The organism is Dyadobacter luteus, from assembly GCF_003383615.1.
Classification (GTDB): domain Bacteria; phylum Bacteroidota; class Bacteroidia; order Cytophagales; family Spirosomataceae; genus Dyadobacter; species Dyadobacter luteus.
Genome location: NZ_QNUL01000007.1, coordinates 70,205 through 91,262 on the forward strand (window position 1 = coordinate 70,205; position 21,058 = coordinate 91,262).

General features: G+C 43.4%; 14 protein-coding genes. 12 read left to right on the forward strand and 2 right to left on the reverse strand.

The annotated features are described in order from the left end of the window. Positions 1 to 111 precede the first annotated feature (111 nt). Positions 112 to 2,196, reverse strand: a complete 2,085-nt coding sequence (gene ligA, locus DSL64_RS11400; RefSeq protein ID WP_115831019.1) for an NAD-dependent DNA ligase LigA — start codon at positions 2,194 to 2,196, stop codon at positions 112 to 114. A gap of 116 nt (positions 2,197 to 2,312) precedes the next feature. Between ligA and rpe the strand changes: the two genes are divergently transcribed. From rpe to DSL64_RS11460, 12 genes are all read left to right on the forward strand, one after another. After that, the gene (rpe, locus tag DSL64_RS11405; protein WP_115831021.1) at positions 2,313 to 2,969 is read left to right on the forward strand and encodes a ribulose-phosphate 3-epimerase; all 657 of its coding nucleotides are present in this window, start codon (positions 2,313 to 2,315) and stop codon (positions 2,967 to 2,969) included. Then, positions 2,966 to 4,246, forward strand: a complete 1,281-nt coding sequence (locus DSL64_RS11410; RefSeq protein ID WP_115831023.1) for an apiosidase-like domain-containing protein — start codon at positions 2,966 to 2,968, stop codon at positions 4,244 to 4,246. Before rpe ends, DSL64_RS11410 begins: the two co-directional genes overlap by 4 nt. A 114-nt stretch (positions 4,247 to 4,360) precedes the next feature. Then, the gene (locus DSL64_RS11415) at positions 4,361 to 6,385 is read left to right on the forward strand and encodes an OmpA family protein (RefSeq protein ID WP_115831024.1); all 2,025 of its coding nucleotides are present in this window, start codon (positions 4,361 to 4,363) and stop codon (positions 6,383 to 6,385) included. An 85-nt stretch (positions 6,386 to 6,470) separates the two neighbouring features. Beyond that, a complete protein-coding gene (locus DSL64_RS11420; RefSeq protein ID WP_115831153.1) occupies positions 6,471 to 8,330 on the forward strand; it encodes a glycosyltransferase family 39 protein in 1,860 nt (619 codons plus the stop codon). Between the two features lie 151 nt (positions 8,331 to 8,481). Continuing rightward, entirely contained in the window at positions 8,482 to 9,309 is an 828-nt protein-coding gene (locus DSL64_RS11425) for a transketolase (RefSeq protein WP_115831154.1), read from the forward strand. After that, a complete protein-coding gene (locus DSL64_RS11430; protein WP_115831026.1) occupies positions 9,302 to 11,296 on the forward strand; it encodes an NAD-dependent epimerase/dehydratase family protein in 1,995 nt (664 codons plus the stop codon). The genes DSL64_RS11425 and DSL64_RS11430 overlap by 8 nt, the downstream gene beginning before the upstream one ends. Next, positions 11,293 to 12,213 (forward strand): transketolase family protein, encoded by a 921-nt coding sequence (locus tag DSL64_RS11435; RefSeq protein ID WP_115831027.1) that lies wholly within the window; start codon positions 11,293 to 11,295, stop codon positions 12,211 to 12,213. Before DSL64_RS11430 ends, DSL64_RS11435 begins: the two co-directional genes overlap by 4 nt. After that, positions 12,210 to 13,904 carry a hypothetical protein gene (locus DSL64_RS11440; protein ID WP_115831028.1) on the forward strand — a complete coding sequence of 565 codons (1,695 nt, stop codon included), beginning with the start codon at positions 12,210 to 12,212 and terminating at the stop codon, positions 13,902 to 13,904. The genes DSL64_RS11435 and DSL64_RS11440 overlap by 4 nt, the downstream gene beginning before the upstream one ends. A 2-nt stretch (positions 13,905 to 13,906) precedes the next feature. Beyond that, the gene (locus tag DSL64_RS11445; protein WP_115831029.1) at positions 13,907 to 15,031 is read left to right on the forward strand and encodes an acyltransferase family protein; all 1,125 of its coding nucleotides are present in this window, start codon (positions 13,907 to 13,909) and stop codon (positions 15,029 to 15,031) included. Between the two features lie 74 nt (positions 15,032 to 15,105). After that, positions 15,106 to 15,849 (forward strand): glycosyltransferase family 2 protein, encoded by a 744-nt coding sequence (locus DSL64_RS11450; RefSeq protein WP_115831030.1) that lies wholly within the window; start codon positions 15,106 to 15,108, stop codon positions 15,847 to 15,849. An 11-nt stretch (positions 15,850 to 15,860) separates the two neighbouring features. Beyond that, complete coding sequence (locus DSL64_RS11455) at positions 15,861 to 18,542, forward strand: hypothetical protein (protein WP_115831031.1); 2,682 nt, start codon at positions 15,861 to 15,863, stop codon at positions 18,540 to 18,542. Continuing rightward, complete coding sequence (locus tag DSL64_RS11460) at positions 18,542 to 19,564, forward strand: hypothetical protein (protein WP_115831032.1); 1,023 nt, start codon at positions 18,542 to 18,544, stop codon at positions 19,562 to 19,564. Before DSL64_RS11455 ends, DSL64_RS11460 begins: the two co-directional genes overlap by 1 nt. A gap of 57 nt (positions 19,565 to 19,621) precedes the next feature. Here the strand turns inward: DSL64_RS11460 and DSL64_RS11465 are convergent, their stop codons facing one another. Further along, entirely contained in the window at positions 19,622 to 20,863 is a 1,242-nt protein-coding gene (locus DSL64_RS11465) for a cation:proton antiporter (protein WP_115831155.1), read from the reverse strand. Positions 20,864 to 21,058 lie beyond the last annotated feature (195 nt).

A 21,058-nucleotide genomic window follows, 5' to 3' on the forward strand; every position in this document is an offset into this window, starting at 1 on the left:
GACACGAGCCGCGGAATTACACTTCGCCAGGTTGCAGATATCCGTTGTGCACGATTTTGAAAACTACGAATACGCGGTGAACGCTAAAGGCTCATAGCTATCTGCTGAAAGCTACCCAATCATCCCCAAAAACTCTTCCTCAGACAAAATCGTCACACCCAGTTTTCTGGCTTTTTCTAATTTGGATGGCCCCATGTTGGCACCTGCAAGCAGAAAATTGAGTTTGCCTGAAACGCCGCTAAGTATTCTCCCTCCGTTGGCTTCGATCTTAATTTTCAATTCATCCCGATCAAAGTTTTCGAATACACCGGAGATCACAAATGTTTTCCCTTCAAGTACATTACTTTCCAGCTCCACAGGTTTTTCGTTGCTTTCCATTTGCACGCCTGCTGCCTTCAGTCTATCCACCAGCAACTGGTTTTCGGGAACGCTGAAATACGATTCAATACTCATCGCAATACGACCTCCGATTTCCGGCACTGCTGTCAGTTCATCATAACTCGCCGCTCTGATCGCATCAATGGATTTGAAATAAGAAGCCAGTTTGTCGGCCACGGTAGCACCCACAAAACGGATCCCCAAACCGAAAAGCACATTCTTAAACGGAGCCGTTTTCGATAATTCAATCCCTTTTAAAATATTCTCTACCGTCTTTTCCCGGAAGCTTATTTTCTTGGTTTTTCCTGTCTCTTCATTGAATATATTCTTCTCCAGTCCGAGTAGCTTTTCTTCCGTCAGATCATACAAATCTGCCGGTGTACTCACCAATCCCAGATCAAACAATAGTTCTATTTTCCCTTCCCCCAGGCTATCCAGATTCATGGCTTTCCGGTGAATATAATGTTCTATACGACCTTTTAGCTGTGGCGGACAGTGGCTGTCGTTAGGACAAAAGAAAGCTACCTCGCCTTCATTTCGCATCAGTTCTGAACCACATTCCGGGCATTTCGTAGGAAACTCTACCGCCTGAGTTATATACTGACTGCGTTTTTCAGTGTCCACACCGGTTATTTTAGGAATAATCTCCCCGCTTTTCTCTACAAAAACCGTATCGCCGATACGGATGTCAAGGCGAAGTATTTCATTGGCGTTGTGCAAGGTAGCCCTTTTCACACGCGTACCGGAGAGGTGTACACCTTTTACCTTTTTATAGTCCAGATCCCGCTCGGAAACATCCGACAAGTTCGCAACCGGCGTCACTGCACCCGTGCGCCCTACCTGGTAATTCACCGAACGCAAAATTGCCGGTTTGTTTTCAGCCTTGTACTTAAATGATATAGCCCAACGCGGGCTCTTCGCCGTAAAACCGAGTTCCCGCTGTTGTTCAAAAGAATTAATTTTGATCACAATTCCGTCCGTAGCCAGCGGTAGCGTAGTCCGTTTTTCCTCCCACTCGTGGATATACTCAATCACCTCATCAATCGTCTGTACTTTACGCCAGCCCGGAGACACATTAAATCCCCATGATTTAAGAGCCAGCAAACTTTCTTCATGACTGTTAAAAATAATGTCATCGCTCAGGAACGAATACAGATAACAATCCAGATTTCTACGTGCCGTTTCTGCTGAATCCTGTAGTTTGAAAGAACCCGAGGCTGCATTACGTGGATTGGCATACTGGTTCTCTCCAAGCGTATCCATGTCCTCATTCAATTTCTGAAAAGAGCTGAAAGGCATAAAACCTTCTCCTCTCACCTCAAACACGGGTGGCAGGTTCTCACCTTTCACTCGCAACGGCAATGATCGGATAGTCTTTACATTATTGGTAATATCATCTCCACGCGTTCCGTCCCCTCTGGTGATACCACGTACCAATACCCCATTTTCGTAGGTAAAGCTCAACGAAATCCCGTCGAATTTCAACTCGCAGATGTACTCGTAGGCCTCGCCATCCAGTCCACGCCGAACACGATCATCGAAATTCCGGAGTTCTTGTTCGTTATAGGTATTGTCGAGTGAAAGCATCGGATAGCGATGGTACACCGTCTCAAAGTTCTTGGTGATGGTACCTCCCACGCGCTGTGTAGGCGAATCGGACTTTCTGAATTCAGGGTGCTTGTCTTCCAGATCTTTCAATTCTTTCAGCAACTTGTCAAAATCAAAATCCGAGATTTCAGAGACACTGTCCTGATAATAACGAAAATTATAATGTTCAATCTGTCTGCTGAGCTCTTCTATTCTTTGTTCCGGATTCATGGTTACCTTCGGTTTTATTCTGATTCTGGGTCGGCTTGTTATCCCTGAAGATGTGCCAATTTCTGCCAAATTTATTTAGTTTTGCGTAATATTTCATATTAGTAACGATTGCTTTGATGACCGAAATCGCACCTTCCATTCTTGCCGCCGACTTTGCCAATCTACAACGTGATGTTGAAATGCTCAATGCCAGTTCTGCCGGATATATCCATGTAGACATCATGGACGGAATGTTCGTACCGAATATTTCTTTCGGGTTGCCGGTGTGCGAGGCTATATACAAGCATGCCAAAAAGCCGCTGGATGTACACCTGATGATTGAACAGCCTGATCGCTATCTGGCAGAGTTCAGGCATGCTGGCGCATCTGTCATTACAGTTCATTACGAGGCATGTCCTCATTTGCATCGCACCGTTCAGCATATCAAAGAATTGGGTGCAATGGCAGGTGTGGCAGTGAATCCGCATACACCAGTAGAAGTACTGTCGGAAATTTTGGGAGATGTAGATCTGATCCTGATTATGTCGGTAAATCCGGGTTTTGGCGGACAAACTTTTATTGAAAATACCTATAAGAAAATAGCCCGTCTGGATCAGATGCGCAAGGAGGGTAACCATAAATTTGTGATTGAGGTGGATGGTGGCGTCAACACAAGCAATGCACCTTTGCTTACCTCCAGTGGTGCCGATGTACTCGTGGCAGGAAGTTTTGTTTTCAGGTCTTCCAACCCTCTGCAGACAATAGATGACCTAAAAAATGCGGGTAAGCTATGAATCTGAGGTATCTGCTTTTGCTGCTTTCATTGTATACCAGTCCTGCACTTTCCGCTCTTGCCTATACTGACGCGCAGGACGATTTTTATCCTTTGCGCATTCATCCCAATGGAAAACATATCACAGACAATAACGGAAAGCCATTTTTGATGGTGGCCGATGTAGCGTGGCAACTACTTAGAAAATTGAATTATGAAGATGCTGTGCAATATATGGATCAGCGAAAATCTCAGTCTTTCAATACTTTTGTTATACAGCTATTACCGTCGTTACCTACCCAGCGGAATTATCAACGCGTAACGCCTTTTAACAATAACAAGCTGTCGGAACCGAACAAAGCATATTTTGACTATGTGGACAAGATTGTGGCGGCTGCTCAAACGCGTAATCTGGTTGTTGGCATTGTGGTTTCCCGCAAAAGCTGGAATGTCGTATTTGACGCCCACAAGGAATCGGACTGGCAGGCTTGGGGAGAATACCTTGGTAAAAGATTTGAAAAATATCCCAACATTATCTGGATTGTAAGCGAAGAAGAATACCAGAGCAGCGCTCAGTACAAATACATTGCGGAAGGATTGAGGAGCACCACGACGCACCAAAATCTGATTGCATCTCTTTCGACCTGCTCGCCCACTGTGCCTATTGACGGATCACCTAATAAGTCGGATCTTAAATTTGTGATCCCTGACTCAACCGTCACTTATTCCGAATATGCTAACCTGGCCAACTGGCAGAAAAATTCGGGTGAACTCTCGGTACAGCCTTTTCTGATATCCAATTCTGAATTCCCTAAAGAAATCACGGACCAGTCTGTGCTCATTCGTAACCAGGCCTATCAGTCTATCATGAGTTCGGCAGCGGGTTTCTGTCATATGAGCACGATCAAGAATTTTAACCCTACCTGGAAAATAAATATCACGCGCGACGGCGCAGAGTACATAGACCATTTTGTCAAGATACTGAAAGGGATTCCCTGGGAGTATATGTATCCTGAAACCTCTCAAAGCCTGCTTCCAGACAGTACAGACCAGCAACAGATAGGTATTTTTTCTTTGTCCAATAAGCGACTTTCGATGTTGTACATTCCCGAATCAAAGCCTGTACAACTGGATCTAACTGTGTTGCAGGGGAATACTTTCAGGGCCGTTTGGTATAGCCCGCGAACCGGACGAAGATGGCCGGGAGCAAGTTCACTACCTAAGTCGGTCACCAGCGTGAGTCCCCCGGACCCGAAAGCCGGTTGGGACTGGATTTTGCTGATAGGCTCACAGGAATAAAAGAAATTCTGCATATCTTATCAGGGATTTAAAATTCCTGTTTATTCAACGAATCTCGCGTGTACGGTGCCGCACCTGATTTTCTTTCAGACCCAACCATCGGTTATCAATTACATGATTTTTATACGCTTAACCCTCGCTTTCCTTTTCCTGATCAGTATACAACATCAGGTTTTTTCTCAGAAAACACTCTGGGCAAGTAAGGTATTGGGTTATTCGTCGGAATACCGGCCGGATCAATACGGCCATGCATATCGCGCCAAACAAATACTTGGAGAACCCAATAAACTTCCGGCATTGGGGGACAGCCCCTGCGCCTGGACATCTGCGGATCCCGACAGCAGAAGTGAAGAATGGATCAAAGTTGGTTTTTCTGAAAACATCAAACTGGCACAGGTTGCTATTGGTGAAAATTTCAATCCAGGTGCTATTGTGCGGGTATATGTATATGATGAATCCGGAAAAGAAGTGCTGGTATACACCGGTGACGCAGCTCCTGTGAATGTACAAGGTAGAATGCTGAATATTTTTCCTGCTCAAAAAGGACTATCCGTGAACGCGGTGAAAATAGTGTTGCAACCAGATAAAGTTCGTGGATTTAATCAAATTGATGCAATAGCTATTTCCGAAAAGTCGGAGCTGGTGCAGGCGATGATCAACCTCGCTCCCGAGCTTCCCAAAGATCTGGTTAAGGAAAATCTGGGAAAGAATATCAATAGCAAGGGTATGGAGATTAATCCGGTGATTTCGCCCGATGGTAAAACGCTGTACTTTACCAGAAGCCATCACCCCGAAAACGTACCTCCCATTGAAAAGCAGGATGTATGGTCTTCAACATTAACCGGAAGAAACCAGTGGAGCAAGGCTATAAATGTAGGCGCTCCGATCAACAACAACGAAAACAACGCCATCGTTAGCATCTCATCTGACGGCAAAACTTTATATCTGATCAATCATTACCGTCCTGACGGAAAAGTATATTTCGGACTATCTCAATCCTTTTATACTAAAAATGGCTGGTCGTTCCCAAAAGATGTCAATATGCCCGGCTTGTACAGCGACCGGAATGAGATGGATCTGGCAGTATCCCCACATGGTAACGTGATGATTCTTTCTCTGCAAAGAAGAGACACCCAAGGTTATCGGGATCTTTATGTATCGTTCAAAGAAAAGGACGATGTGTGGTCGGAACCGAAGCATATGGGAGAAGTAATTAACTCGGCTGATTTCGAAGGAACGCCTTTTCTGGCACTGGACAACAAAACGCTCTATTTCTCATCCAACGGACATAGCGGTTTTGGAGGCAACGACATTTTCATGACTACCCGACTGGACGACAGCTGGACGAACTGGTCAAAACCATTGAATCTGGGCCCGGTTGTGAATACGCCGGGATGGGATGGTTATTTCAATGTGCCTGCTTCCGGCGATTACGCCTATTTCTCCTCAGCTACAAATTCACTCGGATCTTATGACATTTTCAGACTAACACTTCCTGAAGAGATCAAACCCGAGCCTGTCGCCATCATAACAGGATCGGTGTTGTCTTCTACTACCAATGAACCAGTTATTGCTGATATTCTGGCTGACATCAAAAAAGATGCTCAAATATTTACCTCTACTACCTATAACCCTGAAAACGGTGAATATAGGATTGTATTACCAGCTAAAGAAACTTACAGAATCACTGCGAGTGCAAAAGGATATTTTCCGGTCACAGAAGAAATTGACTTGTTAACAGAAACGGGATTCAGGACCATTCAGAAAAATCTGCTGCTGCAACCTGTACAAGCGGGTCAGCAAATCAGGCTGAACAATACGATGTTCCAGCAAAGCAGTGCAGAAGTGGTTCCCTCCTCTTTTGCCGAACTAGACCGCATTGTGGCAGCTATGACTGAATACCCTGCAATGGAAATCTTGCTGGAAGGACATACTGACAACCAGGGCGATGTCTCCAAAAATGTTCAGTTATCGGAAGAACGGGTACAGGAAGTAAAAAAATACTTGCTTTCTAAAGGCATAGATTCCAGCCGCATCCAGACCAAAGCCTGGGGGCCAGCCAAACCTATTGCCAGCAACGCAACAGAGGAAACGAGAAAGCGGAACAGAAGGGTTGAATTCACAGTCCTTAAACTATAGAAAACTTCGGGGCTGGATAAATTTGCTTATTTTCGCAGAAATTTGCCGCCGGAAGTATACAACACCTCCGACAAATACCTACAGTATGATTCACACTACCAGGAAGAACAGCGCCAAAACGCTGCTTATATTGATTGTTATTCTCATTGCAGGAGCTGCACTCCGACTTCACCGACTAGACACTTACAGCGTTTTTTTTGACGAAAAAAGCACATTGGTGGTAAGTCAGGGGATTGTACTGGAAGGTGCCAATCAAAAAGAGGTTTTTGCCATCAGAAAACTTTCTGTACCTGAGTTCTGGAAAGCACCTGAATTAAAGTACAGGTCTTCCCCTATCATCACATCACTGACTTATACCGAAACCTATTCACCAAAAACATTTACCCCAAAGGAATTCTGGGCTCCCAAAACATTGGCTGATTACTACGAAGCCATGACACGGAGCGATATTGGCAACAGTCCATTCTATTATCTCGTACTACACAGCTGGATGGAAATTACCGGCATGTCCGATTTTTCGATTCGGTTGCTTTCTGTCATTTTTAGTCTGGGTATCATAGGCCTTACTTTTCTTTTTGCAAGACGTTTCTTTGACGATACCACAGCGCTGATTGCATCAGGTATTGTAGCGATTGAGCCATTTTTTATTGCATACAGCCACCAGGCGCGTAATTATTCGCTTACTTTTTTCCTGACATTGCTGGCAACCTATTTTTTCCTGCAAATCATTGAGAACAAGACAAGCAAACGCAATACGCTTTGCCTTTATATCGGTTATGTTTTTGCGGCAGGGCTTTGCTTATTATCTCATTTCCTGACCATATCAGTACTGCTTGCACATGCGATATATGCTTTGTTTTTCCTGAGAAGTATTAAAGGATGGATCAGAATGGCCATTGCCGCTGTAGGTGCTTTGTCGGGAGTTACATGGTGGCTGGTGGCTGGTGGTGGTCAATACACATTGTACTCGCTTAGCTACCAGGCCGATTTATACAAACGTGTGGCTGAAACAATGCCCTACAATAATCCTTACGGGGTTATTCTTCCTGCAACGATTGTGAATGTGTTCAACAAAGCACTTCCGATTTTTTCTGATCTGATCATTTTCACCAATGGACTGACAGACGGTCCGGCAGGAAAAAGAAATGTGCTTATTTCAGTCATCGGAGGTATTATTCTGATTCTGTGGTTCCGTTTCAGAGATAAAATTAAAACACCGGCATGGCTGGGACATCGCCTGCCTTATATCCTTATTATCATTACCACGCTTTTCTATACCAATCATAAAGCACAATTTGCCATTTTATCTGTAAGTCTCTTCGCTTTATCGTTTATCCCCGATATCCACAGAGAAGCCAGTGAAGAACAGAAAAAAAGACTTTGGATGCTCTACATCATGGGTTTGGTTCCAACACTATTCCTGGTTTTTATGGCGTTCAGAGGTGGGCACACCTTCGGGCTTACGCAACGTTATTCGGGTTTTTCATTTCCATATGTGATTATCATTATCAGCTTGTTGCTGCAATATTTCACACGCCTTCAGAATGAATTCAAGCTGGTACTGTTTGTATTTCTGGCCCTGCAACTCTACTTTGTCGGGATGCGTCTTAAGGAATTTTACGATGACAAATCAGCCAAATATGGCTATTTCACCGTTCCCCGTTCTCCGAATCCTTATTACGAGGCTGCTCAGAAGATCAAAGAAGTTTATCAGAAAGGTGATACCATTTTCTACCCGGCTCCCGTTTTCCCTATGGTTTCAGAAATGGACAGGACCTTCCTTTCCTACTCTATCCGTGAAGCGCAGATTACCAATTTGTACTTACCCAAGGATGCATCCTATGTACAGGCCATGGACACAACACAGACAGATAAAATATTCATACGGCGCGCTGTGCAGAATGACACGCTGACAATCATGGATTTGAAAGGAAAACAATACTGATAAGGGTTTTCTCAAAAGGCTTCATTGCCGAAACCGTCTGATAAGATTTCGTATATTGCGGCCTCAATTGTACAACTTTAGTTGTTACTTTGTTTCACATTATTAGTACAAAACAGCAACTCTGCTTGTACATCAACATACACGAATGGCGATGACCATAGAAGAAATAGTAAATGATCCGGGAAAGATAAGCGGAGATCTCCGCCTTAAAATTCTCGGGCTTTATAACAAAGCAAATGCAGGACACATTGGCTGTTCACTGAGCTGCATAGATCTGATGATCGCGGTGCTATTCCTCAATAAATCAAAAGAAGATACCTTTATTTTATCCAAAGGACACGCGGCTGCGGCTTTGTATGCCTGTCTCAATACCCTTGGTGAAATATCTGATGCAGAGCTGGATACCTTTTATCAGGATGGGACAACACTGCCTGCTCACCCGGCACCTCGCCAGTATACCGGCATTCCCTTCGCAACCGGTTCATTAGGACATGGTTTACCGATAGCCACAGGTATTGCCCATGCGGGTAAAATCAGTGGCGACAACAGCTATTCGTTTGCATTACTTTCAGACGGAGAGACCAACGAAGGTACCACGTGGGAGGCAGCGCATTATGCTATTCAGAATCAGCTTGACAATCTGATCATGATCGTTGATAAAAATGGTTTGCAGGGATTCGATTATACGGATAAAGTACTGGGAGAAACTGCATCTGTAGAGAAATGGAAGGCAATTGGATTTGAAACTGTAGAAGTAGACGGGCACAATATTTTAGCTGTGAGCCAAGCAATACAGGAATTGAAATCTCATAAAAACGGATTACCGAAGGCTATCATTGCTCAAACAGTAAAAGGCAAGGGTGTTTCTTACATGGAAAACAAACTGGAATGGCATTATTTGCCTATGAACCCTGAACAGTACCAGCAGGCCACTCTGGAAATAAAGGAACGCTATCTTAATGAATTGACGAATGCTTGATCAATTGCCGGTCTACCAGGAAAAAATAGAGAAACTCAAAGGACCTATATTTATTTTCGGCGCCAGTGGCTTCATAGGTGCCAACCTTTTTAACGATATCTTTAAAATAAGAAAGGATTGTTATGCACTAACCCACGACGCAACCAAAGCGTGGCGGCTCAAATTGCTCAACGTTCCTTTTGAAAATATTGTACACTGCGACATCCTCTCAAATAACTCCGTACAGGAAGTGTTTGAGAAGTACAAGCCGCAAACCATTTTTAACCTTGCTGCTTACGGTGCTTACAGTAAGCAAAGCAATGTAAATCTTACCTACGAAACCAACGTACTCGGAACAGTCAACCTGTTGCAAAACTGTACCCGCGAAATGGTCTATATCCATGCAGGTAGCAGCTCTGAATATGGTTTTAACTGTACATCTCCGAAGGAAACGGACCGCGTAGAGCCTAATAGTCATTATGCAGTTTCGAAGGTTTCGGCAGCTTATTTGCTTGAATTCTATGCACGTCTACATGATCTGAAAACACTCAATCTCCGTCTTTATTCTATTTACGGCTATTGGGAAGAGCCCGACAGACTTGTACCTAAACTGATTGAAAGCGCCAGAAAGAAGCAATTACCTTCCCTGGTATCACCGGATATAAGCCGCGATTTCGTTTTTGTTGAAGATTGTGTGGAAGCATTTCTGGATGCAGCAAACCATGTTAGCACCGCTACTTCCGGCCGATCTTACAACATTGCAACAGGTAAGAAAACCACAATCGGGGACTTGGTAGATACGGCACGCAGTACTTTCTCTATCGCCCAGGAGCCGCAATGGGGAAGTATGTCGAACAGGAAATGGGACCTTGCCGAATGGTACGGTGATCCATCCGCTTTTGAAGCGGATTTTGGCTGGAAAGCGAAAACTTCCCTCAACGACGGTCTGGCAAAAACCAAAGAATGGCAGGAAGCGAACCGCTATGAAGATAGCATCATTCCGGCTTTTGAGAATCCGAAGCTGAACCCGATCATCACTGCCATTATCGCTTGTTACAAGGATGCGCAGGCCATTCCTTTCATGTACGAAAGGCTTGTAAAAACTTTTAATCAGCTGAAAGTTCGTTACGAGATCATATTTGTCAACGACAGTTCACCTGATAATCAGGAGGAAGTTATCAATGCAATTTGTGACAAAGATCCTAATGTGGTCGGCATCAGCCATTCGCGTAACTTCGGATCTCAATCTGCATTTTTGAGCGGAATGGAAATCGCTACTGGTGATTGTGTTGTGTTGATGGATGGCGATTTACAGGATCCGCCGGAAATTATTCCTTCGTTTTACGAAAAATGGATGGAAGGAAATGATGTGGTTTACGGTGTGCGTGTACAACGTGAAATGAAACCACACATTCACTTCTTCTACAAAACTTTTTATAAGGTATTCCAGAGTCTGAGTTATATACCTATTCCCCGCGACGCCGGCGATTTCTCAATGATTGATCGCAAAGTGGTGAAGGAGCTCGTTGACTTGCCTGAAACTGAGCAGTTCCTCAGAGGATTACGTGCCTGGGTTGGATTCAAACAAACAGGTGTTCCTTATGTCAGACCGGAAAGAATGTTCGGGGTATCTACCAACAACTGGACGAAAAATATCTGGTGGGCGAAAAAAGCGATCTTCTCATTCAGTTTTGCTCCGTTGGAGTTGATGAGTTATGCCGGATTCGGACTTACAGCTCTTTCAGTTCTGGGAATCATCTGGCAGATTCTGGCCAAATTTATTTTCTTCCCTGACACACCCAGAGGTATCAGTACTGTGATCGTACTCGTTACTTTATTTGGCGGTCTTACGATACTGGGGATTTCCTTCCTTGGCGAGTATATCACCAAGATATTCGAAGAAACAAAAAAACGGCCTAAGTATATACGGACCCGTATTCGCCGGGGCTCGCGTTCCTACAAAACCGCTGACGAAATCAGGACACTAGTAAAGCAGTTACGAAAATGAGAAAAGAATTTTCAGCAGCAATAGAAAAACTCGCCACTGAAGACGAATCCATCGTTTTCATTACCGGTGACCTTGGGTACAATGCCCTCGAAAATCTGAAAGAAAAAATGGGCAACAGGTTTATCAACGCCGGTGTTGCCGAGCAGAATATGATCGGTGTTGCCGCTGGTCTTGCTCATAAAGGATATAAAGTATTTTGCTACAGCATTGCTCCGTTTATCGTGTACCGATGCCTGGAGCAGTTCCGTAATGATGTGTGTTTCAACAATTTGCCTGTTTTTTTGGTAGGCAACGGAGGCGGTTACGGCTATGGTATCATGGGCAGCAGCCACCATACTCTGGAAGATATTGCCTGCCTGAGCGGGCAACAGAATGCACAAGTGTGGGTACCTGGCTTTGCCGACGAAGTGGAGCCTGTTCTTAAACAAATTGTAAAGGATGGCCGTCCGGCATACCTGCGCCTTGGAGCTGGGAAAATGACACCGGAAGGGGCATACCTTTCAGGTTCGTTTAAAGTTCTTCACAAAGGTGCGCAGGCAGAAACCACTGTGTTTGCACTGGGCCCTATTGCGAATAACGTGATGGCGGCTTTGGCAACGTCTGTTGAACTAGCTGAAAAAGTAAATGTCATATCGGCACTTCATTTTCCTTTACACATTGAAAATGAACTTCTTGATCTGGTACGCAATGCTCCAAACATACTTGTTGCAGAAGAACATATCAGTACCGGAGGATTGGCTCAGCAACTGTCAGTTCAACTACTGGAGAAGGGAGTATTCCCACGATCATTCAAAAGTTTGAAGGCCGAGGGGTATCCTGGAGGAAGATACGGCAGCCAGTCGTACCACCAGAAACTTTCGGAACTGGATGCTGATTCCATTGTGAAACATATCAATCAACTGCTTATCCCGGCATGACAAAGGGAGTTTTACGTTTTTTAATTGTTCTGATCATTGCGATCCCGGTCGTCATTTACTTCACGGCCTGGGATTATTATGCAATTAATATTCCCTTATGGGACGACCATCCCCTAAAAGGGTTTGTGGATACTATAGTGCATGCAACTACCTGGGATGGACGGATTCAGGCACTTATCAAACAGCATAACGAGCACCGGATAGCACTTACAAGGCTTGTAGCCTGGGCCGATTTCTCTCTGTTCGGCAGTCTGAATTACAGGCACTTGATGTTTATAGGAAATCTCTTGCTTTTAGGAATTCCGGCGCTGTGGTTTGTCATTCTGAAAAACAATAAGAAACCTCTTTTTGCGCTGGTACCTGTTCCCTTCCTGCTGTTTACCCTTGCATTGTGGGAGAATACCTATTGGGGAATGGCGAGTATTCAGAACTTTGGGGTAGTCATGCTGGTGATGTGGACAATTTACCTTTGTGTAAATCCTTCAAATGTGCTATTCGCGCTTTCGCTACCTCTTGCCTTCATTGCGGTGTTTACAAGTCCTAATGCGCTGTTTGTATTTCCGGTTGGTGCTTTGCTGATCTTCCTTACAGGAAACAGGAAACGATTGGCGCTGTTTGTATCTGTTGCGCTGGTAACTATATTCTGCTTCTTCAAATCATATAACCGCGTCACTTCCAATCCCGAAAGCAAAGCAGGGATTTTCCAGATGGTGAAAGGCTATATGGCTTATCTTGGATCCTTCGCTGAATCCGTTCCTGTACTCGACAATTTCCGGGTATGTCTCGTAGTAGGATGTGTCCTTTTTCTGGTGGCTGTTTCTATCGCGTCAACTACCCTTTTCAGGATTATCCGCAATAAATATTCAGTGAAGTACGAGCGTATAACCGACCTTTTTTGCCTTGGCGCTATTCTTTTCATTTTAGGTACTGCATTGGTTGTGGTTTACAGTCGTGCAGGATTTGGAATAGAAGGACTTATTGCCAGTAAATACAAGATCTATTCTATTCTGTTACTCCTGGTTGCTTACCTCTATGTCGTGATTCCGATCAGAGGAAGTTTCCTTTCGTCCTACATCACAGCCATCGTTTTCTTTGCAGTGGTTTTCAATATTTTCAGCTACCACTACCACCTTGTGGATGCCTTCAACCACAGAAAAATGCTGATCACGTCACAGTTTAATTCAACTTACGACAACAGGGCATTATCTGTAAAAGAAGATACTTCGTTTGTTGCCAACGTAAAAGCCAAAACACCTGTCATTTATGAAAAATGGTTACCACAGATTGCTATTGCAGACCGGCAAAGCTACGCAGGTACTTCGCGTGGAATGGTCCAACTGTTTGATCAGACAAGCTTTAAAAAAGAGACAAACTCTCTAAGGATTGAAAATACGTCATTCACAAGTCAGCGTTTGCAGGACAGCGGCATATACATTCTGTTGAGATCAAAAGATCGTTATTACATATTCCCAACTGTCCGAAACCGAAATAAGAGCCGGAAACAATTGTTTCTGAAACAATATTATTTCGCTCCCGGATTTCATGCAGACATTCCTTTTTCCGCAGTAGATAAAGGTACTTATGACATCGCTCTGCTGAGGCAGGACGGCGAACAAACCGGTATACTTTACAAAAACGTGAAAGTGGATGTACCGGAAGTAGAAGAAAATAAAATCAAAGTAAACTGGTAACTATGCACGTAACCTCCAAAGGACACATTATACAACTGGACGGAATACGCTTTATTGCCGTTGCACTTGTTCTTCTCGCTCACCTTACAGACACCAATCTTCCGGCTGGAGAATTGGGTGTAACCATGTTTTTTGTACTAAGCGGCTTCCTGATTACGAGGATATTGATGCTTAGCCGCGACAAATACAAGGAAGAACCTGGTGGTTTCAAAAAATACATCCGCAAGTTTCTCATTCGCAGAACGATACGCATATTCCCGGTCTATTACCTCTGTATATTTATTTTGTACATCATTGGTGTCCCGTCGGTACGCGAGTACCTGGGCTGGCTGGTTTTATATGCAACGAATATCTACATGGCTATCCATGAAGGATGGATGGGCTCAGTGGATCACCTATGGTCGCTGGCTGTTGAAGAGCAGGTATATCTGATCTTCCCGTTTCTCATCTTCTTCGTTCCGCGGAAAAACCTGCTTACTGTTCTGGGTGTGATGGGTGTATTCAGCGTATTACTACGGTTCTACTTCTTTATGACCGGAAAATCCTGGATCGTATCCTATGTTTCCATGCCCGCCTGTCTCGACTCATTTGCTTTCGGGGGTTTTATGGCATGGCTCCAACTCAACAAAAAAGAAGCCTTCACCAACCTGTTTCGTCAGAAATGGCTGGTAGTGGCAAGTTTGCTGGTATGGTTTTTAGTGTACTATTTCTCAGTGCAACTTGGCCTCAAATACAATCCGGTTAATAAGTACAATGTGATCAAAATTGTGTTTGACAGATTATCAGCATCAGCATTTTCGTTTTTCCTGATCGGCAGCGCGGCTGTAGGATTTACCGGTGGAATGGCTGTATTCCTGGAGAATAAAGCAATCGTCTATCTGGGGAGAATCAGTTACGGAATTTATCTATACCACAATTTTGTTTTCAATCATTACCACAGTTATACCGTACCGAATCATCCGGTTGTAAGGCTGTTTAACAAAATTTATCGTCATTTTCCTGAGTTGCAGGGTTACCAGTCGTTCCAGGTATTCGTCGTAGTTGTATTGACAGTACTTGTTGCCTCCGTTTCCTGGCACTTTTTTGAAAAACCGATTAACGCATTGAAAGACAAGTACGCTTACTAATTAATGGATCACCGGAATCGGTTTCCATCTTTTAATTTATTAATTTCGCCCAAACATACCAAATAAACTTCTGCATGTCGTTTCTTTTAAGCATTGTAATGCCCGCATACAACGAACAGGATTGTATAGAGAAAGTAGTATATGGCTGGACAAGCTTCTTGAAAAATAAATTTCCGAATGATAATACCACACTAATCGTTATTAACGACGGCTCTAAGGATAACACAAAAATTCTTCTCGACAAGCTGGAAAAAGAGGTATCTAATCTGACAGTGATCAACCAAAAAAATGGTGGTCATGGAAACGCTGTTGTAAATGGCTACCGTAAAGCGCTTGAATTAAATTCTCAATACGTATTCCAAACCGACAGTGACGACCAGTTCATTTCTGACGACTTCGATAAACTGTGGGTGAAAAGAGATCAGTCTCAATTTATATTGGGCTACCGTGAAGTAAGACACGATGCAGGCGTTCGCTTGTTCATCACCAAATTCCTTCGTGGCACCATCTCTCTGGTTTACGGTACTTTTATCATGGACAGCAATATACCTTTCCGTTTGATTAAAGGTACATTCCTGCAAAAAATGATGAATCAGCTTCCAAATCCTGAGCCATTTGCGCCGAATATTTTCCTTTCGGTAATGGCTAAAAAATCGGGACAGGAAACTTTCGATATACCCATTACGCACAAAGATCGTGAAACCGGAACTGTATCCATTGTAAAATGGAACCTATGGAAGGTTTGTATCCGAAGCTTTAAAGAACTATTGCGCTTCCGCCTTGAACTCAATGATAAAGTGAAGGCGTTGCGTGCTTAAATTTTAGGCCTGTGCTGAAAAACAAAATTATTCTTATCCTGCTGGTGTCAGTTTTAGCATTAGCAGGATATTTTACATTTAAGTGGTTCAAAGGATCATCTGCAGCGTGGAAACATATTCCTTCCAACGCCGTAGTCGTATTGACCAGCGAGCACCTGCAAGACTCGGCTTACACTGCTACAGAAGCCGGTCTCGACTTAAAGAAACTTCCTCTTCTTGACCTTGCCAGCGATAATATTTCTTTGCTGAACCAGCTTACGCCTGATGCGGCAAAACTGAGCAAGTTCCTGAAAGGCAAAACCATTACGTACTCCTATCATCCCCGTACAAGTACGGAATGGGGTATACTGATTTACGTACCTCTTGAAAATGAGGAAGAAAAAAAATGGATTGCCACACCCCAGAATCCGAACATACGCGCACTGCATCATAACTTTCAGGATACCAGAATTACGGATATCTACGATCCCCTCTCCCGCCCTTTGTTCTCTTACATGGTCAAGGACGACTATCTTATTCTGAGTTATTTCGGAGATCTGATAGAGGATGTTGTACGTGCTTCTTCTCTCAATATTCAGTCCTTCCGCTTGAAATCACAGTTTTCCAAAATTCAGGATGACGAATATGGAACCAGTGTATACCTGAAAGCGGAAGCTTGGAAGTCTGTGGTATCGACAGATAACATCAGTGTTACGTTCAGGGAGTTTGCCAGAAATTTTCCCAATATCCAGGATCTTCACATTGGAAGAACCCTTGAAAAAGGTAGCCTGCATTTGTCCTCTATAGGAAGTGATGCTCCGGATTTCTATCTGACAGAGCTTTTGATGGATAACCCGGCTTTGCCTTTTGCAGGACATAAACATATTTCGCAGCAAACCTCTTACTTCTATCGCTTCGCCGGGGGAGACAAAGCGGCATTCAAAAAGAAGTATCTCAAATGGCATAAAAAAAACGGCGGTGAATCGTGGGACAAGCTCAACTACATATTGGGCAAGGAAAGCACCATGCTTACCGAAAATACAGGATCTGAATTTATTCTTTGTCAGCTGGAAGAAAACAATAGTATTAACGATGCCAAAATTATGCTGGCAGAATTCTCTAACTATGAAAAGCTGCGTCCCATTCTGCAAAAGCTCGCAAGATTGTCCAACGAAGAAGCCAATGTATCTCTTGACAAATACCAGGGATACGATATATTTTCGGTAGGTATTCCTGAGTTACCCTCGGCACTTTACGGAAGTATGTTTTCCGGTTTTCCTGCCAGTTATATCACCTATGTTGCGCCTTATCTTGTAATCAGCAACAATTCTCAGGTATTGCAGAATTACATTGTTGATTACGAAAACCATATTACCTGGCAACAATCGCCCGAGTACGACAGTGTACTTTCAGGCAAAAAATCGGAAGCGCAGCTTTCCATGATTGTGAATCTCAGAAAAGCACAGTCGAGAGCCGGAAGAACAGGTAAAAGCTACACAGACATGTTATCCAAAATTGAGTCAGCTGTGTTCGAATGCCAGTATGAAGATGGCAAAGCTATACCGGAAATTACACTTTATCCGAAGAAAAGACTCACTCCGAAAAAGGTGTTAAACAGAACTTTCCTGAATATTGATGTGGAATGGCCTGTTCTATATGACAGTCAATTGTCTGCCTTGCAAAATCCATTGGATGGAAGTTCCGAAATCCTGCTCACGGACGAAAAAAATGACTTGCTCAGAACCAGCGATTTACGAACCGGAAAAACAGAAGTAATCTCCAAACTTAACGGACCAATCCGTTCTTCCGCCTACAAGGTAGACTTCCTTAATATTGGCCGTGAACAACGGATTTTTGCAACAGAGCAATCTTTATATGCAATTGATGAAGATGATTCTTCCCGCATTTCTGTCTTCACGGAATCGCTTCCTTCTACAAGCCCTATTTCGGATCTGTATCTGATCGACGGAGGGTATGATGGTAGTAATCGTTTTATTGTCAAAACACAAGCCCAGGAATTATTTGTATGGGAAAGTGTCAGCAAACGTATCCGCAAACTCAACCGTTCTGTAAGGTTTGAGAATATACAAAGTCCGGTGGTTGCCCTGAACCAGATAGGAAACAGGGGCTTTATTGTGACACAGCAAAATGGAAAAATTTTCCTTTTGAAAGAAAACGGAATGGTACGTCCCGGCTTCCCTGTCGATATACTTACCCGAACCGAGAGTCCGTTCACCTGGTCACAAAACGCAACAAACGGACAACCCGAACTGGTGGGCGTAAGTGTTTCAGGTGAGCTGATCAGGATCAGCCAGGACGGAAAAGTTTCTTCCAGAATTCAGCTTCTGCGACCTGAACCGGGTTCCAGATTCAAAACACTGTTCGACCGGAATTCACAAGATTGGATTGTTGTCCGCTCAGCATTCTCCAAAACAGCCATACTCACCAAAGAAGGCCAGGAGCTCTTTGAGATCAAGGATATTCTTCCTAACTCTGTTATCCAGTACCATTTCTTTGGCGTAGATAACCGTTTCATCAGTATCAGGTCGGGTAACTACACCACCCTTTTTGATATGAGTGGAAAGCGATTGGGAGACAAAGCTATACCGTCAGAAATGCCTGTGCAACTCACCTATCAGCCCGGTTACTACAAACTTCTTGTTTTCAGCAGATCAGAGAAAAAAATACAGGTTTGGTCTATTAAGCTCAGATAATGAAATACCTCAGATACAGCATTTTAATTATAGGAATCTTCATTTGGATGGTGGGATTAAATTCTGATCTCAGTTCAAAAGTCTCCAAAACAGATAGTTACCGGTATGGCGACCTTTACCGGCTTTCCAACCTTTCCAACTTCAAGGACCCTGCAAAATCCTGCACTTCCTACACACCGCCTCCCAAGGCTACAAATAAGCGGGTACATCTTTACATCATCGGAGATAGCTTCACGGAAAAGTTGAGAGTAAATGAAAAGGATTTCAATGCGGATGCATATACTTATCTGCATTGGAGTGAAACATTGCATTTCAAGCCTGATACCTCAGAGATTAATATCTTATTGCTGGAAACAGTAGAAAGGCATCTCAGAGAGAAGTTTTTAATCCACCCGATTCAAAACATTGTAACGGACTCACGTACGTATGTGGATAACGGGCATCAACCTGCGCTAATGCACACACTTGACGGCGTCTTCAATTCAAAAGCTACTGAGGGACGGCTTGATGAATTTCTTTTCCAGAATGACTTTATTCTTGCTTTGAAAGAGTGGAAAGCCAACTTTAATCTGAACGTTTTTGACAGGACCAATAAGGAAGTTACGCGTATCAACGATGGTCGGGATCTGGTTTATTACATGGACACAGACACCGATACTACTGCCTTTACATCTTCCTTTGCAGAAATTGAAAATACTGAGATTGATACGCTGGTGATGAATCTGAATGAGAGCAAGATACTGGCAGAGAAGCTTGGATTCGATAAGGTGATTCTGTCAATTATACCTAACAAGGTATCGGTTTTGATGCCTGAGTATGGCCAATACAATCAGCTGATTGACAGGATTTACCAGCACCGGAATCTGCAACTTGATTTTGTAGATGTTTATGCTGATTTCGAAAGAATGGGAACAGAAAGCTATCTTAAAGGTGATTCTCACTGGACTTGTGAAGGGCAATACCTTTGGCTCAACAAGATTAATGCTAAAATAAATCAGCTGGTTTCTGTACCGGTTTTATAAAAAATGGTCTGCAACTACTCAAAAGCTGCAGACCATGACTTGATTTCTTCTTCCCTATTACAGGTTCTCCATTTTTTTCGTCAATTTCCCAACGGTAAGTCCCTGTACAACAATTGAGAACAGGACTACAAAATAGGTGATTGCCAGCAGCAGGTCTTTGTGCAGATAAGAATCAATAGACAATGCCAGTGCTATGGATACACCTCCTCTGAGGCCTCCCCATACCAGAATAGTGATCGATTTACGACCGAACTTGTTTCGGAAAGGAATGATTTTTACCGGCAGATAAATCGATACAAACCTGGCAAAAAGTACGATTGCAATCGTAATAGAACCAATCACGGCATACTGTCGTAAATCAGGAATTAACAATAGCTCAAAACCGATAATCAGGAACAAAATGGCATTTAAAATTTCGTCAATAAGCTCCCAGAATTTATCGATATAGTCCCTTTCGTCTTCCGATACTCCACCCAGATTTTTACCATAATTCCCGACTACCAAACCCGCTGCAACCATTGCCAATGGTCCAGACATATGCAAGGCCTGCGCTGCAAGGTGCCCTCCCATTACGATGGCAAGAGTAATTAATACGTGTACGTTGTAGCCATCCACTCTGTATATCATTTGCGAACCAATCACGCCAAGCACCAGCCCCAGCACGATACCACCAAGTGCCTCTTTAGCCAATAGCAGAGAAATACCTTCAAACGATGTATTGATTTCTTCTCCGCGTGCCAGTGCAATCATCACGATAAAAACCACAACGGCCATACCGTCGTTGAAAAGGGACTCTCCGGCAATTTTCGTTTCAAGGGATTTGGGAACACCGGCCTGTTTCAGGATACCTAATACAGCGATAGGATCCGTAGGAGAAATGAGTGCTCCGAATACCAGACATTGTATAAAAGGAATAGGCAAATCCACAAAAACCAAAGCGTGATAAAGCAGGAATGCTACCACGAACGTCGAGATAACGACACTGACTGTGGAAAAAATGATGACCGGCAGCCTTTGCTCCCGAAGGTCTTCTAAGTGAAGGTGTATAGCTCCTGCAAAAAGCAGGAAGTTGAGCATTGCCCCCATCAGGATCTCGGTAAAATCGATGCTGGCAATAAGTTTTGTGATTCGATCAAATGTGTGTGGGAAGACATTATCTGTGGCCAGCAAACCCAAAGAAACCAAAAGGGCAATGACCATGATACCGATAGATGCAGGTAATTTGAGATACCGTGCATTGAGATACGAAAAGACGGCTGATAGAACGATTAAGGCTGAAAATGAATAGTATAACTCCATAGAAAAATTTTTGTAATAGCCCAAAATACTCAAAAATGCCCTAAAATGAAAGGCTGACAGGGTTCAAACAGGTATTTCTAATAGTATTCTAATTGATTTCTTACAACAGTTTAAAAAATATTATCCATTCAGTTTACATTCTTCACAAATCACTTCTAAGAGATTTCTTTCTCAAAATTTTATAACTACTTTCAG

Bases quoted from the DNA above. Each gene is read 5' to 3' on its own strand.
- ligA (WP_115831019.1), bottom strand. From the start codon at position 2,196: ATGAATCCGGAACAAAGAATAGAAGAGCTCAGCAGACAGATTGAACAT.
- rpe (WP_115831021.1), top strand. From the start codon at position 2,313: ATGACCGAAATCGCACCTTCCATTCTTGCCGCCGACTTTGCCAATCTA.
- DSL64_RS11410 (WP_115831023.1), top strand. From the start codon at position 2,966: ATGAATCTGAGGTATCTGCTTTTGCTGCTTTCATTGTATACCAGTCCT.
- DSL64_RS11415 (WP_115831024.1), top strand. From the start codon at position 4,361: ATGATTTTTATACGCTTAACCCTCGCTTTCCTTTTCCTGATCAGTATA.
- DSL64_RS11420 (WP_115831153.1), top strand. From the start codon at position 6,471: ATGATTCACACTACCAGGAAGAACAGCGCCAAAACGCTGCTTATATTG.
- DSL64_RS11425 (WP_115831154.1), top strand. From the start codon at position 8,482: ATGACCATAGAAGAAATAGTAAATGATCCGGGAAAGATAAGCGGAGAT.
- DSL64_RS11430 (WP_115831026.1), top strand. From the start codon at position 9,302: ATGCTTGATCAATTGCCGGTCTACCAGGAAAAAATAGAGAAACTCAAA.
- DSL64_RS11435 (WP_115831027.1), top strand. From the start codon at position 11,293: ATGAGAAAAGAATTTTCAGCAGCAATAGAAAAACTCGCCACTGAAGAC.
- DSL64_RS11440 (WP_115831028.1), top strand. From the start codon at position 12,210: ATGACAAAGGGAGTTTTACGTTTTTTAATTGTTCTGATCATTGCGATC.
- DSL64_RS11445 (WP_115831029.1), top strand. From the start codon at position 13,907: ATGCACGTAACCTCCAAAGGACACATTATACAACTGGACGGAATACGC.
- DSL64_RS11450 (WP_115831030.1), top strand. From the start codon at position 15,106: ATGTCGTTTCTTTTAAGCATTGTAATGCCCGCATACAACGAACAGGAT.
- DSL64_RS11460 (WP_115831032.1), top strand. From the start codon at position 18,542: ATGAAATACCTCAGATACAGCATTTTAATTATAGGAATCTTCATTTGG.
- DSL64_RS11465 (WP_115831155.1), bottom strand. From the start codon at position 20,863: ATGGAGTTATACTATTCATTTTCAGCCTTAATCGTTCTATCAGCCGTC.